Origin of the sequence: Aeromicrobium sp. Root236 (assembly GCF_001428805.1) — a bacterium.
In the GTDB taxonomy this organism is placed as follows: domain Bacteria; phylum Actinomycetota; class Actinomycetes; order Propionibacteriales; family Nocardioidaceae; genus Aeromicrobium.
The window spans coordinates 693,990-708,204 of sequence record NZ_LMIS01000001.1; the positions used below are offsets into that span (position 1 = coordinate 693,990).

The 14,215-nt window shown below is 69.6% G+C and carries 14 protein-coding genes; 1 reads left to right on the forward strand and 13 read right to left on the reverse strand.

Annotation, left to right across the window (positions count from 1 at the left end; all coding sequences use genetic code 11):
* Positions 1 to 37: 37 nt before the first annotated feature.
* The 13 genes from trxA to ASE12_RS03630 all read right to left on the reverse strand — a co-directional run bounded on the left by trxA (position 38) and on the right by ASE12_RS03630 (position 12,682).
* Positions 38 to 364, reverse strand: coding sequence for a thioredoxin (trxA, locus tag ASE12_RS03570; protein WP_056397044.1), 327 nt, complete (start codon positions 362 to 364; stop codon positions 38 to 40).
* Positions 361 to 768: a MerR family DNA-binding transcriptional regulator gene (locus ASE12_RS03575; protein ID WP_056404502.1), complete on the reverse strand. Its 408-nt coding sequence runs from the start codon at positions 766 to 768 to the stop codon at positions 361 to 363. The genes trxA and ASE12_RS03575 overlap by 4 nt, the downstream gene beginning before the upstream one ends.
* Before the next feature lie 40 nt (positions 769 to 808).
* A complete protein-coding gene (locus ASE12_RS03580; RefSeq protein WP_056397047.1) occupies positions 809 to 1,477 on the reverse strand; it encodes an A24 family peptidase in 669 nt (222 codons plus the stop codon).
* Between the two features lie 10 nt (positions 1,478 to 1,487).
* A complete protein-coding gene (locus ASE12_RS03585; RefSeq protein ID WP_056397049.1) occupies positions 1,488 to 2,291 on the reverse strand; it encodes a shikimate dehydrogenase in 804 nt (267 codons plus the stop codon).
* Entirely contained in the window at positions 2,291 to 3,436 is a 1,146-nt protein-coding gene (mltG, locus tag ASE12_RS03590; RefSeq protein ID WP_056397052.1) for an endolytic transglycosylase MltG, read from the reverse strand. Before mltG ends, ASE12_RS03585 begins: the two co-directional genes overlap by 1 nt.
* A 7-nt stretch (positions 3,437 to 3,443) precedes the next feature.
* Positions 3,444 to 3,890, reverse strand: a complete 447-nt coding sequence (gene ruvX / locus ASE12_RS03595; RefSeq protein ID WP_056397055.1) for a Holliday junction resolvase RuvX — start codon at positions 3,888 to 3,890, stop codon at positions 3,444 to 3,446.
* A 2-nt stretch (positions 3,891 to 3,892) separates the two neighbouring features.
* Positions 3,893 to 6,550, reverse strand: a complete 2,658-nt coding sequence (gene alaS / locus ASE12_RS03600; protein ID WP_056397058.1) for an alanine--tRNA ligase — start codon at positions 6,548 to 6,550, stop codon at positions 3,893 to 3,895.
* Positions 6,550 to 6,822: a DUF6167 family protein gene (locus ASE12_RS03605; RefSeq protein WP_056397060.1), complete on the reverse strand. Its 273-nt coding sequence runs from the start codon at positions 6,820 to 6,822 to the stop codon at positions 6,550 to 6,552. The genes alaS and ASE12_RS03605 overlap by 1 nt, the downstream gene beginning before the upstream one ends.
* Positions 6,823 to 6,931: 109 nt before the next feature.
* Positions 6,932 to 7,420 (reverse strand): hypothetical protein, encoded by a 489-nt coding sequence (locus ASE12_RS03610; RefSeq protein ID WP_056397061.1) that lies wholly within the window; start codon positions 7,418 to 7,420, stop codon positions 6,932 to 6,934.
* Between the two features lie 18 nt (positions 7,421 to 7,438).
* Complete coding sequence (locus ASE12_RS03615; RefSeq protein WP_056397064.1) at positions 7,439 to 8,803, reverse strand: replication-associated recombination protein A; 1,365 nt, start codon at positions 8,801 to 8,803, stop codon at positions 7,439 to 7,441.
* Positions 8,804 to 8,812: 9 nt separating this feature from the next.
* Entirely contained in the window at positions 8,813 to 10,585 is a 1,773-nt protein-coding gene (gene aspS, locus ASE12_RS03620; protein WP_056397067.1) for an aspartate--tRNA ligase, read from the reverse strand.
* Positions 10,582 to 11,910 (reverse strand): histidine--tRNA ligase, encoded by a 1,329-nt coding sequence (hisS, locus tag ASE12_RS03625; RefSeq protein WP_056397070.1) that lies wholly within the window; start codon positions 11,908 to 11,910, stop codon positions 10,582 to 10,584. Before hisS ends, aspS begins: the two co-directional genes overlap by 4 nt.
* Before the next feature lie 76 nt (positions 11,911 to 11,986).
* Positions 11,987 to 12,682, reverse strand: a complete 696-nt coding sequence (locus ASE12_RS03630; protein WP_056397072.1) for an MBL fold metallo-hydrolase — start codon at positions 12,680 to 12,682, stop codon at positions 11,987 to 11,989.
* 228 nt (positions 12,683 to 12,910) lie between these two features.
* Between ASE12_RS03630 and ASE12_RS03635 the strand changes: the two genes are divergently transcribed.
* Positions 12,911 to 14,146, forward strand: coding sequence for a DUF349 domain-containing protein (locus ASE12_RS03635; RefSeq protein WP_056397074.1), 1,236 nt, complete (start codon positions 12,911 to 12,913; stop codon positions 14,144 to 14,146).
* The last annotated feature ends 69 nt before the right edge of the window (positions 14,147 to 14,215 follow it).

Here is a 14,215-nt window from a genome sequence, read left to right on the forward strand (position 1 = left end):
TCCCACGCCCCACCGGTTGCCCGGGACGGCGTCCGCCCTACTGGACGAAGCGGTCGAGCTCGGCGGCCAGCGCCCGCTTGGGCTTCGCGCCGACGATCGACGCGACCAGCTCGCCCCGCTGGAACACCTGGAGCGTCGGCACGGCCATGACCCGCTGGGCGGCGGCCGTGACGACGTTCTCGTCGGAGTTCATCTTGACGATGCGGAGCCGGTCACCGTAGTCGTCGGCGAGCTCCTCGAGCACGGGCGAGACCTGCCGGCACGGGCCGCACCACTCGGCCCAGTACTCGACGAGCACGGGGGTCTCCGAGGCGAGCACCTCCTCGGCGAACGTCGCGTCGGTGACGGCGGGAATGCTGCTCATCGGATCTCCTGGAGGTCGAGGTTGGTGGGGGTCAGGTCGCAGAGTGGTTCGGCGCGGTCGGAGGCCTTGGCCAGCAGCTCGATCAGCGCGTCGCGACGCTCCGTCAGGTCGGCGATCCGCGCGCTCATGTCGGTGATCGCCGAGCGGTACGTCTCGAGGGACGCGGGGCAGTCGTCGCCCTCCGCGTTGCCCGAGACCAGGCAGTCGAGGAACGGGCGGGTCTGCTCGGCCTTGATGCCGAGAGCGCCGAGCGCATGGATCTCACGGACCAGGCGCACCGCACGGTCGTCGTAGTCGCGATAGCCGTTGCCGAGCCGCTGCGCCGAGACCAGCCCGAGCGACTCGTAGTAGCGCACTGCCTTGATGGTGACCCCGGCCTGCCGGGCAACCTCGCCGATCCTCATGCCGACCACGCTAGACGTTGACCCCGAGGGCAAGGTCAAGTCAGCCGTAGAGCGCCGATCCCCACGCCGCACCGATGATCGCGCCGACGACCATGTAGGGCCCGAACGCGTACGACTTGGAGTCGACGATCTTCAGGCGCGATAGCACGATCCCGAACACCGCGCCGAGGATGAACCCGGCGTACATCCCGACGAGGACCTCGTCGGTGCCCAGCGCTCCGAGGGCTGTGGCGAGCACGCCGGAGAGGCGTACGTCTCCGAAGCCGAACGCGCCGCGAGCGATCCAGTAGAGCACCCGGAAGATCACGTAGACCACGACGTTGGCGACGAGCGCATGCACGAAGACCTGGACGTCCTGCAGCAGGAGGGCGCCGAGCCCTACCAGCGCGTACGTCGCCAGGTAGGTAGGCGCCACCACGACGTATGGCAGCAGCCGCGTGCGCCAGTCGATGAACACCAGCCACGAGCCCACCCCGGCGACCAGCACCCACACGGGCAGGAGCTCGGCGTGCTCGATCTTCCAAGCGACGATCCCGGCCATGAGCGCAGCGCCGATCGCCAGTCCCGCCGTCAGCCCGCGAGTCCGCGACAGCTCGGCGTAGGTCACCTTGTCGTCGTCGGGCTCGGGCGGCTCCGGCATCCGCCGCAGCACGTAGGGTCCCGCCGCGCCGATCAGCGCCGCGATCACAGCGGCGATGGCGATGGTCACGGGTGTGAACCTAGCGGGTCGAGAGCTCGGCCAACGCGGCTCGGCGCAACACCTGTGGAGAAACCTGGCTGCCGGTCATGAGCTCGATCTGGAGCGCCGCCTGGTGCGCCAGCAGGTCGAGGCCGGACACGACGCGTACGCCGGCCTGCTCGGCGGCCTTGGCGATCGGCGTGGGCCATGGGTCGTAGACGACGTCGAACACCGCGCGGGACGAGTCGACGAGCTCGTGCGAACGGGATCCGACGACCTCGCCGGGCACCGTCGAGATCAGCAGGTCGAGCTTGTCGATCAGCGGCTCGTCGATCGTGTGGATCGTCACCGCGAGTCCGGCCGCCTTGGCGGCCTGTGCTGCCTCGGTGGCGCGGGCCGGCTCTCGGACGACGAACTCGACGCGCTCGGCGCCGATCGACGCGACGGCGTAGGCCATCGACGCCGCGGTCGCTCCGCCGCCGAGGATGCGGGCCGAGCGGGCCTGCTCGACCCCACGCTCGAGCAGTGCCGCGACAGCGCCCGGGACGTCGGTGTTGTCGGACCGCAGGCCGGTGTCCTCGACGAGGATCGTGTTGGCCACACCGAGGCGGCCGACGATCTCGCTCGCCTCGGGCACCAACGCGGCGACCCGGCGCTTGAGCGGTGCCGTGACGGAGAACCCGCGTACGTCGTCACCCAGCGACGACAGGAACAGCTCGAGTCCGTCCTCCGCGAGCTCGACGGCTTCGTAGGTCCAGTCGAGGCCGAGCTCGGCGTACGCGGCGCGGTGCATCGCCGGCGAGAGCGAATGGGCGATCGGCGAGCCCAGGACTGCGCAGTGCATCAGCAGCCCTTGGCGTCCGCGGACCGGCAGTAGTCCTGCAGCTTCTGGACGGCGGCGTCGTGCTCGGCCTTGGTGTTGGAGAACACCGTCTCACCGGTCTCGAGGTTGACCGCGACGAAGTAGAGCCAGTCGCCGTCGGCCGGGTTGAGGGCCGCCTCGATGGTCTTCTGACCGGGCGAGCCGATGGGTCCGGGCGGCAGCCCCGCGGCCTTGTAGGTGTTGTAGGGCGAGTCGGAGTTGCGCTCGTCCTCGGTCGTGAACACGTCGCCCTCACGGCCGCTCGCGTAGGACACGGTCGAGTCGAGCTGGAGCAGCATGCCGTCCTTGAGCCGGTTGTAGAGCACCCGCGCGACCTTGGGATAGTCCGAGTCCTTCTTGGCCTCGTACTCCAGGATGCTGGCCACGGTGAGCACCTGCTCACCGTCGAGGCCCAGCGCACGCGCCCGGGTGCCGATGTCGAGGTCCTTGGCGACGGACAACGTCTTGGCGACCATCTGCTTGAGCAGCTGCGTCGCGGTCGTCTTGGCGCCGACGGCGTACGTCGCCGGGAACAGGTAGCCCTCGGGGTTGCCCTTGGCCACCGCGGGCAGGCCGATCGCGTCGGGATCCTTGAGCGCCTTGTTGAGGTCGGCAGCCGAGATCTTGGTCTTGGCCGCGATGATCTTGACGATGTTCTTGACGCGGGAGCCCTCGGGGATCGTCACGCGGCTCTCCCCCGGCGCCCCGACGATGTTGGCCTTGTTGGACAGGGCCTTCATCGCCGCTTCGGCGGACATCTGCTTCTTGACCTTGTAGTAGCCGGCCTGGATCGCCTGGAACCGCGAATCCTTGAGCGCGAGCTGGTAGAACGCCTCGGCGCTCTTGACGACGTCCTTCTCGGCGAGGATGTCGGCGATCTGCTGGCCGTTGGAGTTCTGCGGGATCTCGACGGTGACGCTGCCGGTGCCGCTGCCGGAGTAGTCGGCCGGGCCGCTGATGAAGCCTGACACCTTCTTCCACACGAAGACCCCGCCGAACACCAGCGCAAGGATCACGACCAGCGTCACGATCCGGCGTCCCCACGGCTTGCTCGGGGGCGAATCGGCACGCCTGCGTCCGGGGCCCGAGGAGCCGCCCGTCATCAGGTCCAGTCCGCTGTCACTCATCGATCCCTCACAAGCTCTCTCCGGGGGCGGACCCGCGGGTCCGTTCTGTGTCCAGTGCCGTCTGCAGGATCACCGTAGCGGCAGCCTGGTCGATCACGGTTCGTCTGGATGCTCCGGAGCGTCCGCTGTGTCGCAGCTGCCCCTCGGCCGTCATGGTCGACATGCGCTCGTCGAACAGCCGGATCGGCACCGGCGCGATGGCCGGCAGCAGCTCGGCGCAGAACGTACGCACCTTGGTCGCCGCCGGGCCCTCGCGGCCGGACAGGCCGACGGGGAGGCCGACGACGCACTCGATCGGCTCGTACTCGCGCACGATCTCGGCCAGCCTGGCGATTGCGCCGGCACCGGCCGCAACCGTCTCGACGGGCGTCGCGAGGATGCCGTCGGGATCGCTCACGGCGACCCCGATGCGTACGTCTCCGACGTCCACGCCGACCCGCCGGCCACGACGCATGGTCACGCTGACAGTGCCGCCTCGACCGCTGCGAGCGCCGCCGGGATCGCCGAGACGTCCGTGCCGCCGCCCTGGGCCACGTCGGCCTTGCCGCCACCGCGGCCACCGATCTTGTCGCCGACGACGCCGATGAGCTGGTTGGCCGACAGGCCCCGCTCCTGGGCAGCGTCGTTGAGCGCGACGACTGCTGCCGGCTTGTCGCCGGCGTCACCGATCACGACGACGACAGCCGGGCGATCACGGAGGCGGCCACGGATGTCGAGCGCGAGCGTGCGCACGTCTCCCCCGCCGGCGCCTGCCGCGTGGTGACCGACGTAGGCGACGCCGTTGATGTCCTTGGCCGAGGCCGCGACGTCGCCCGCAGCGCCGAGGAGCTGTGCAGCCTTCATGCGCTCGGCGGTCTTCTCGGCGGTCTTGAGCCGCTCGACCAGGTCGCGTACGCGTGCAGGCACCTCGTCGGGCTGCGTCTTGAGGATCTCGGTCAGCTGGCGCACGACGTCACGCTCGCGGGCGAGGTAGTCGAACCCTTCGATGCCGGTCAGCGCCTCGATGCGCCGGTTGCCCGCACCGACCGAGCCGTCGGACGTCACCACGAGCGTGCCGATCTGCGACGAGCGTTCGACGTGCGTGCCACCGCACAGCTCACGCGACCACGGCCCGCCGATCTCGACGACGCGGACGTCCTCGCCGTACGTCTCGCCGAACAGCGCGAGCGCACCCCACTCGCGCGCCTCGGGCAGCGACATGATCTGTGCGCTGACCGCCAGGTCGGCACGCAGGGCACGGTTGGACACCTCCTCGACGTCGTGCAGCTGGTCGGGCGACAACGCGCTGTTCCAGCCGAAGTCGAGACGCAGGTAGCCCGGGCGGTTGTAGGAGCCGGACTGCAGCGCGGTGGGGCCGAGCACCTCGCGGAGCGCGGCGTGCACGACGTGGGTGCCGGAGTGCGCCTGGCGGGCACCCAGACGCCACTCGGGGTCGACCGCTGCCTCGAGCTGCTGGTCGAGCGTCAGCTCACCGTCCAGCACGCGCACCTGGTGCACGACGAGGCCGCGCACGGGACGCTGCACGTCGAGCACCTCGGCGCGGCCGCCGTCCCAGGTCAGGACGCCGGCGTCGGCGTTCTGACCACCGGACTCGGCGTAGAACGGCGTGCGGTCGAGCACGACCTCACCGATCGAGCCGGCCGTGATCGCCGGGACGCTGTCGCCACCGGCGATCAGCGCGATGACCCGCGACTCGGTCGTCAGGTCGGTGTAGGCCAGCCAGTCGGTCGGGCCGTTGGCGTCGAGCGCAGCGCGGTAGACGGTCGTGTCGGCGTGGGCGCCCTTCTTGGACTTCGCGTCGGCCTTGGCGCGCGAGCGCTGCTCGGCCATGAGCGACCGGAAGCCGTCCTCGTCGACGGCGAGGCCCTGCTCGGAGGCCATCTCGAGCGTCAGGTCGATCGGGAACCCGTAGGTGTCGTGCAGCGCGAACGCCTGCTCGCCCGGCAGCGTGGTGCCGCCGCCGACCTTGACCGCGATCGCGGCGCTCTCGAAGATCTGCGTGCCCTTGCCGAGGGTCTGGCGGAACGCGTCCTCCTCGGCGTACGCGATCTGCGAGATGCGCGGGAAGTCGGCCTCGAGCTCGGGATAGGACGCCTTCATGCGGTCGAGGCTCACGGGGAGCAGCTCGGGCAGGGCCGGGTCGTCGTAGCCCAGCAGGCGCATCGAGCGCACGGCCCGGCGCAGCAGGCGGCGCAGGACGTAGCCGCGTGCCTCGTTGCCCGGCGTGACGCCGTCGCCCATCAGCATCAGGCCGCTGCGGACGTGGTCGGCGACGACGCGGAAGCGCACGTCGTCGGCGTGGTCCTTGCCGTAGGTGCGTCCGGAGATCTCCGACGCCTTCTCGATGACCGGGAAGACCTCGTCGATCTCGTAGAGGTTGCCCTTGCCCTGCAACAGGTAGGCGACGCGCTCCAGGCCCATGCCGGTGTCGATGTTCTTGTTGGGCAGGTCGCCGAGGACGTCGAACTGGTCCTTGGCGCGGACGTTGGTGATCTCCTCCTGCATGAACACGAGGTTCCAGATCTCGAGGAAGCGGTCCTCGTCGACGACCGGGCCGCCGTCGGGGCCGAACTCGGGGCCGCGGTCGACGTAGATCTCGCTCGCCGGACCGCCGGGGCCCGCGACGCCCATGTGCCAGTAGTTGTCGAGCAGGCCGCGGCTCTGGATGCGCTCGTCGGGCAGGCCGGCGATCTCCTTCCAGAGGCTGCGCGCCTCGTCGTCGGAGTGCAGCACGGTGACCCAGATCGTCTCGGGGTCGAAGCCGAGCCCGCCGTCGTCGACGGAGCTCGTGATGAGGCTCCAGGCGTGCGTGATGGCGCCGGCCTTGAAGTAGTCACCGAACGAGAAGTTGCCGTTCATCTGGAAGAACGTGCCGTGGCGGGTGGTCTTGCCGACCTCTTCGATGTCCTGCGTGCGGACGCACTTCTGGACGCTCGTGGCGGTGTTCCACGGGGGTGTCTCCTGGCCCAGGAAGTAGGGCTTGAACGGCACCATGCCGGCGTTGACGAACAACAGGTTGGGGTCGTCGAACAGCAAGGGCGCCGAGGGCACGACGGTGTGGCCGGCGTTCTCGAAGTGCGCGAGGAATCGGCGGCGGATCTCCGCGGTCTGCATCAGGTCTGGTCCTTCTGGGTGTGCTCGGCCTCGAGGCGGAGCAGGTCGGTGTGGTCATCGGAGGCGCCGGACAACCCGAGCGCGATGTCGCGCTGGCGGGCCTCCATGCCGTCTCGAAGTTCTGAGCTGAACGCTCGCCAGCCGAGCCCGAGGGCTGCGGCCTGGTCGACGAGACCCGGCGTGGAGAGCCGGTAGGCGGCTCGGCGCGCCTTGACCGAGGCGTAGAGCCCCGCGGCGGAGCCGGCGACGAACCACACGACCCGTGACTTCATGCCGCCACCTCCAATGAGAAGCAACGGTACGGACGTGCCGGCATCGGCGCTTGATTGTTCACGCCCCCTGCTCGCAGAACTCGCCGGGGGATCCTCAGCTGGCGCTCGTTCACGATCCCCCCAGCCATTCCTCGGAGGGCGGGGTGGGACGGCCGGCGCGTACGGCCCGGCGGCCCGCCTGCAGTCGTTCACGACGGCGGCGACGATACTCACGGCGCATCAGCGAAGTGATGCGGTCGCGGCTCTCGGGGCGCAGCGCGTGGGCGAGGCCGTGGGCGAGGATCGAGAGGCGTACGCCGGGGCGGCCCAGCGCGGTGTTGACGACCTGCTGCTGCGACGGCGGGACGATGAGATGCCCCTCGACGACCCGGGGCTCGAGCTCGCTGTGGATGGGGTCGACGTCGTGCGAGACGGGCTCGATGTCCGGCAACGGGTCGAGTCGCGCGAGCTCCCTGGTCTGGGGCACCGCGAGGCGCTCCGGCGGGACGGGCGCGAACCGGGAGCCGCGCCGCGCGGCACGTACGGCGATGAGTGCAGCACCGATCGCCACGACCGCGAGAACCGCCGTCGCGACGAGGATCCACAGCTCCGCCGACATGCCCCCGACCTTATCTCGTCAGCGGTCGCGCAGGATGGCCCGGATCACGGCGAGACGTTCGCCCAACCGCGCCTCGAACCCGTGCTCGCTGGGCTCGTAGTAAGTCGCGCCGTCGACGTCGTCGGGAGCGTACTGCTGGCCGACCACCCCACGGACGTCGTTGTGGGGGTACTTGTAGTCGTGACCATGGCCGAGCTGCTTGGCGCCGGAGTAGTGCGCGTCGCGCAGCGCGGGCGGAACGGCACCGACCTTGCCGGCGTGCACATCGGCCTGCGCCCGGTTGATCGCCTCGACGACCGCATTGGACTTCGGCGCCGACGCCAGGTGGATCACGGCCTGGGCCAGCGGGATGCGCGCCTCGGGGAAACCGATCATCGCAACGGCCTGCGCCGTCGCCGTGGCCAGCGGGAGGGCCGTGGGATCGGCCATGCCGATGTCCTCGCTCGCATGGATCATCAAGCGCCGGGCGATGAACCGCGGGTCCTCCCCTGCCTCGATCATGCGAGCGAGATAGTGCAGCGACGCGTCGACGTCGGAGCCACGGATCGACTTGATGAACGCGCTGATGACGTCGTAGTGCTGGTCGCCCTGCCGGTCGTAGCGGACGGCAGCCTTGTCGACGGCCAGGGCGGCGTCGTCGACGTCGATCTCGGTCTTGCCCTGGCTCGTCGCCGCGCCGGCGGCGGCCTCGAGGTAGGTCAGCACGCGGCGGCCGTCGCCACCGGCGAGGCGTACGAGGTGGCTCTTGGCCTCGTCGGTCAGCGTCACGGTGCCGCCGAGCCCGCGCTCGTCGGTGAGCGCGCGGTCGACGAGCACGCCGATGTCGTCGTCGGTCAGCGACTCGAGCGTCAGCAGCAGGCTGCGGCTCAGCAGCGGCGAGATGACGCTGAAGTGCGGGTTCTCGGTCGTCGCCGCCACGAGGGACACCCAGCGGTTCTCGACGCCGGGCAGCAGCGCGTCCTGCTGGGACTTGCTGAAGCGGTGCACCTCGTCGACGAACAGGACGGTCTCGACGCCGCTCTGCGCCAGCGCGCGACGGGCGCCCGCGATCGTCTCGCGGACCTCCTTGACGCCGGCTGAGACCGCAGAGACCTCGACGAACCGGCGCTGCGTGTGCGCGCTGAGCAGGCTGGCGATCGTGGTCTTGCCGGTGCCCGGAGGGCCCCACAGCAGGATCGTGAGCGGCTGGTTGCCCTCGATCATCTGCCGCAGCGGCGATCCCGGTGCCAGCAGGTGCTGCTGGCCGACGAGCTCGTCGAGCGACCGCGGCCGCATGCGTACGGCCAGCGGTGCCGACGAGTGCGTGTTGCCCGAGAGGCTGCCGCCCCCGGTGCCGGTCGACGGGGGCGCTTCAGGAAGGTCGAACAGCCCGTCGTCGCTCATGCATCGAGCCTAGTTGCCGGGTGCGACGTCTGCCTTTTCCGGCTTCCAATCGACACCCGCGTCCTTGCGCTGCTCCGGCGTGATCGGCGCAGGGGCTGCCGTCAGCGGGTCGAACCCGCCACCGGACTTCGGGAACGCGATGACCTCACGGATCGAGTCGGCGCCGGCGAGCAGCGCGCAGATGCGGTCCATGCCGACGGCGATGCCGCCGTGCGGCGGGGCGCCGAAGCTGAAGGCGTCGAGCAGGAAGCCGAACTTCTCCTGCGCCTCCTCCTCGCCGATGCCCATCATCGCGAAGACGCGCTTCTGGATGTCCTCGCGGTGGATTCGGATCGAGCCGCCACCGAGCTCGTTGCCGTTGCACACGATGTCGTACGCCCAGGCGATCGCGTTGCCGGGATCGGTGTCGAACGTGTCGAGGTCCTGCGGCGAGGTGAACGCGTGGTGCACGGCCGTCCAGGCTCCGGCACCCACCGCGACGTCGCCCGAGGCGACGGCGTCGCTCGACGGCTCGAACAGCGGCGCGTCGACCACCCAGACGAACTCCCAGGCGTCCTTGTCGATCAGGTCGCAGCGCTCACCGATCTCGAGTCGGGCAGCACCGAGCAGGCCACGCGTCGACTTGGTGGCTCCGGCGCCGAAGAAGACGCAGTCACCGGGCTTGGCGCCGACGTGCTCGGCGATGCCGGCGCGCTCGGCGTCGGAGAGGTTCTTCGCCACGGGACCACCGAGCTCGCCGTCCTCCGAGATGGTGATGTACGCCAGGCCACGCGCCCCGCGCTGCTTGGCCCACTCCTGCCAGGCGTCGAACTGACGGCGCGGTTGCGACGCGCCGCCGGGCATCACCACAGCGCCCACGTACTCCGCCTGGAACACCCGGAACGGGGTGTCCTTGAAGAACTCCGTGCACTCGACGAGCTCCTGGCCCATCCGCAGGTCGGGCTTGTCGGAGCCGAACCGGCGCATCGCCTCGGCGTAGGTCATGTGCGGGATCGGCGTCGGGATCTCGTAGCCGATGAGCGACCACATCTTGACGAGGATCTGCTCCATGAGCTCGAGGACGTCGGCCTGCTCGACGAAGCTCATCTCGATGTCGAGCTGGGTGAACTCGGGCTGCCGGTCGGCGCGGAAGTCCTCGTCGCGGTAGCAGCGGGCGATCTGGTAGTAGCGCTCCATGCCGCCGACCATCAACAGCTGCTTGAAGAGCTGAGGGCTCTGCGGCAGGGCGTACCAGCTGCCGGGCTTGAGCCGGGCGGGCACCAGGAAGTCACGAGCGCCCTCGGGCGTCGATCGGGTGAGCGTCGGGGTCTCGATCTCGACGAAGTCCTTGGCGGCGAGCACCTCGCGCGCGGCGGCGTTGACCTTGCTGCGCAGGCGGATCGCGGCGGCCGGGCCGCTGCGGCGCAGGTCGAGGTAGCGGTACTTGAGGCGAGCCTCCTCGCCGACGTCGACGTGGTCGTCGATCGGGAACGGCAGGGGTGCGGCCGCGCTGAGGATCTCGACGTCATCGGCGATGACCTCGATCTCGCCGGTCGGCAGGCCGTCGTTCTCGTTGCCCTCGGGCCGCTTCTGCACCGTGCCGACGACCTTGAGGCAGAACTCGGCCCGCAGCTGACGCGCGACCTCCTCGCGGATGACGACCTGGACGACGCCGGAGGCCTCCCGCAGGTCGATGAACGCGACACCACCGTGATCTCGACGGTGCGCCACCCATCCGGCGAGGGTGACCTGCTGGCCGATGTGTTCGGCGCGCAGGCTTCCGGCGTCGTGGGTGCGGATCACGTGTTCTGCTCCTTGCTAGGTGTTCTGAGGATCTGAGGCTTGAGGTCTGCGGCGGACGGCGTCCAGGTCGCGGGATCGGCGTCGCTCTGCTCGCCGACGCGGATGTCCCTGACCTGGTGGGTCTCGCCGGGGAACCACACAAACGGTATGCCCCGGCGTTCGGCGTAGCGAATCTGCTTGCCGAACTTCTGGGCGTTCGCGGCGACCTCCGTGGGGATGCCGCGTGCACGGAGCGCCGCGGCGACGTCGACGCTGGCCTGCCGGGACTCCTCGTCGACGAGTGCGACGAGGACGGCGCTGGGCACCGAGCGATCGGCGGTGAGGCCGTCGGCGACGAGCGGCACGAGGAGCCGTGAGACGCCGAGGGAGATGCCGACACCGGGATAGGTGTTCCTGCCGTCGGAGGCGAGCTGGTCGTAGCGGCCGCCGGAGCAGATCGAGCCGAGGTGCTCGTAACCCGCCATGCGGGTCTCGAAGACCGTGCCGGTGTAGTAGTCGAGCCCGCGGGCAATCCGGAGGTCGGCCACGATGTCGACGCCCTCGGCGCCGGCCGCGCCGACCAGGACCTGGCGGAGCTCCTCGAGCCCCTCGTCGAGCAGCGGGTGGCTGACGCCGAGCGCGCGTACGTCATCGACGAACGACGCGTCGGTCGTGCGTACGTCGGCCAGGGCGAGGCACTGGGCCGCCTGATCAGCGGTGAGGCCGGCGTCGGTCTGCAGCAGCTCGGTGATCTTGTCGGCCGGCACCTTGTCGAGCTTGTCGACGATCGGCATGACGGTCGTGGGCTCGGCGATGCCGAGGCCGAGGTAGAACCCCTCGAGGACCTTGCGGTTGCTGACCTGGAGCGTCAGGTGCGGCACCGGCAGGCCCGACAACGCCTCGGCCATGACCTGGGCGATCTCGACGTCGAAGTGGAACGGCAGCGCGTCCTTGGCGACGATGTCGATGTCGGCCTGCGTGAACTCGCGGAAGCGGCCCTGCTGGGGGCGCTCGCCGCGCCACACCTTCTGGATCTGGTAGCGGCGGAACGGGAACTCCAGCTTGCCGGCGTTCTCCAGGACGTACCGGGCGAACGGCACGGTGAGGTCGAAGTGCAGGCCCATGCCGGAGTCGCTGTCGCCCTCGCCGGCCTGCAGACGGCGCAGGACGTAGACCTCTTTGTCGATCTCGCCCTTGCGCAGCAGCTGGTCCATCGTCTCGACCGCGCGGGTCTCGACCGACGCGAAGCCGTGCAGCTCGAAGACCGCCCGGAGGTGGTCGAGCACGATCAGCTCGACGTTGCGCTCCGCCGGCAGGAACTCGGGGAAGCCCGAAAGCTTGCTCATGCCGTCGCCCCCGTCAAGAACCCACGATACGGAGACGTCGGCATGAGTGCCCTGATGACTCGCTCGCTGCGCTCGCTCATGCGATCAGCTCCGCGAGGAACGGGTTGGTGGCGCGCTCGCGGCCGATCGACGTCTGGCCGCCGTGACCGGGCAGCACCACGATGTCGTCGTCGAGCGGCAGGACGCGGTCGCGCAGGCTGTCCTGCATCTGCGGGTGCGAGCCGCCGTTGAGGTCGGTGCGCCCGATCGACCCGGCGAACAGGAAGTCACCGGAGAACATGACCTGCGAGACGTCCTCAGGGCCGTCGTAGTCGACGCGGTAGAACACTGTGCCGGGCGTGTGGCCGGGCACATGGTCGACGAGGAACGTCAGGCCGTCGACCTCGATGCGCGCGCCGTCGACCGCATCGCGTACGTCGTCGGGCTCGGTGAAGTCAGGGATGTCCGTCATGCCGAGCTGGGCGCGCAGCATCGCCGCGGACTCGTTGGAGATCGCCGCCATGGGATCGGCGAGCAGGTGCTTGTCGGCCGGGTGGATCCAGACCGGGCAGCCGTACTCGCTCGCGACCTCCTGGGCGCACCACATGTGGTCGAAGTGGCCGTGGGTGATGAGCACCGCCGACGGAGTCAGGTTGTGCTCGGCGACGACCGCATGGACACCTTTCATGGCGTCCATTCCGGGGTCGACGATCGCGCAGCCAGTCCCGGGACCACGGGACACGAAATAGCAGTTCGCCTGCAGCGGACCGGCCGAAAATGACGTGAGAAGCACGTGCGACAGGGTACGCGAGACGCACTGACCACCCAGCGACCGGCTGACGCCCAGGGTGTGTCCGCCAGTTGGCGGTCGATCAGGGCACGCGTCATCCGCGCCCGGCTGACAAGGCAGAGGAGGGAGGCGCACCGGGGTTGTGCGGCGACCGACGATAACGCAGGCAGGCGGGATGCGGGGGCGCGTGCGCCGACCGTGAACTGGCGGACACACCCTAGACTGTCGCCCATGAGTTCTGCGCCCACGAACCCTTGGGGTCGTGTCGACGACGAAGGCAATGTCTACGTCAAGACCACTGACGGTGAACGACTGATCGGCCAGTGGCCCGGCGGTGATCCCGCTGAGGCGATGTCGTTGTACGTACGACGCTTCGAGGGGCTCGAGGTCGAGGTCGACCTGCTCGAGAAGCGCCTCGAAGGTGGCGCACTCTCCCCCGACGACGCGGCGAAGGCCGTCACCAAGGTGCGCGCGCAGATCGTCGACGCCCAGGCGCTCGGCGACCTCGACTCGCTGCTGAAGCGGCTCGACGCCCTGCAACCGGCGATCGACAAGCAGCGCGAGCAGCGCAAGGTCGAGCGGGCCGCCAAGGTCGCGGAGGCGCAGACCGAGAAGACGCGCATCGCCGAAGAGGCCGAGAAGATCGCCGCAGGCAGCGACTGGAAGGCCGGCGCCGACAAGCTCCGCGCCCTGCTCGACGAGTGGAAGGCGCTCCCCCGGCTCAGCAAGTCCGCCGACGACGAGCTGTGGCACCGCTTCAGCACGGCCCGCACGGCGTACACACGACGTCGCAAGACCCACTTCGGCGAGCAGTCGACGCTGCGGGAGCACGCCAAGACGATCAAGGAGAAGCTGATCGTCGAGGCCGAGGCGCTCTCGACGTCGACGGAGTGGGGACCGACGGCGGGCAAGTACCGCGACCTCATGACGGAGTGGAAGAAGGCCGGTTCGGCGCCCCGCAACGTCGAGGACAAGCTCTGGAAGCGGTTCCGTGCCGCGCAGGACGCGTTCTTCACGGCGCGCGACGAGGCCAACGCCAAGCTCGACGCCGAGTACGAGGTCAACGCCGAGAAGAAGCTCGAGATCCTCGCCGAGGCCGAGAAGCTCCTCCCGATCAAGGACATCGACGCCGCCCGCAAGGCTTGGCTCGACATCGCCGATCGCTGGGAGGCCGCCGGCAAGGTCCCGCGGGCCAAGATCGGTGAGTTCGAGGCACGCATCCGCAAGGTCGAGCAGGCCGTGCGCGAGGCGACCGAGAGCAAGTGGAAGAAGACCGACCCGGAGAAGTCCGCGCGCGCCGACGACATGATCGGCAAGCTGCAGCGGGCGATCGACGAGGTCGGCGAGAAGATCGCCGCGGCCGAGGCCAAGGGCGACAAGAAGAAGGTCAAGGACCTCGAGGCCGACAAGGCCTCCAAGGAGGCCTTCCTCGACATGGCCAAGAAGGCCCAGGCCGACTTCTCCTGACCCGTCATCTCCGCGATTTGTGAAGCTGGAGGCGTTTCCGCGACCGTGAAGCGCCTGCAGCTTCACGAA

Coding starts and splice junctions, on each gene's coding strand:
- trxA (WP_056397044.1), bottom strand. CDS start 364: ATGAGCAGCATTCCCGCCGTCACCGACGCGACGTTCGCCGAGGAGGTG.
- ASE12_RS03575 (WP_056404502.1), bottom strand. CDS start 768: ATGAGGATCGGCGAGGTTGCCCGGCAGGCCGGGGTCACCATCAAGGCA.
- ASE12_RS03585 (WP_056397049.1), bottom strand. CDS start 2,291: ATGCACTGCGCAGTCCTGGGCTCGCCGATCGCCCATTCGCTCTCGCCG.
- mltG (WP_056397052.1), bottom strand. CDS start 3,436: ATGAGTGACAGCGGACTGGACCTGATGACGGGCGGCTCCTCGGGCCCC.
- ruvX (WP_056397055.1), bottom strand. CDS start 3,890: ATGCGTCGTGGCCGGCGGGTCGGCGTGGACGTCGGAGACGTACGCATC.
- alaS (WP_056397058.1), bottom strand. CDS start 6,550: ATGCAGACCGCGGAGATCCGCCGCCGATTCCTCGCGCACTTCGAGAAC.
- ASE12_RS03605 (WP_056397060.1), bottom strand. CDS start 6,822: ATGAAGTCACGGGTCGTGTGGTTCGTCGCCGGCTCCGCCGCGGGGCTC.
- ASE12_RS03610 (WP_056397061.1), bottom strand. CDS start 7,420: ATGTCGGCGGAGCTGTGGATCCTCGTCGCGACGGCGGTTCTCGCGGTC.
- ASE12_RS03615 (WP_056397064.1), bottom strand. CDS start 8,803: ATGAGCGACGACGGGCTGTTCGACCTTCCTGAAGCGCCCCCGTCGACC.
- hisS (WP_056397070.1), bottom strand. CDS start 11,910: ATGAGCAAGCTTTCGGGCTTCCCCGAGTTCCTGCCGGCGGAGCGCAAC.
- ASE12_RS03635 (WP_056397074.1), top strand. CDS start 12,911: ATGAGTTCTGCGCCCACGAACCCTTGGGGTCGTGTCGACGACGAAGGC.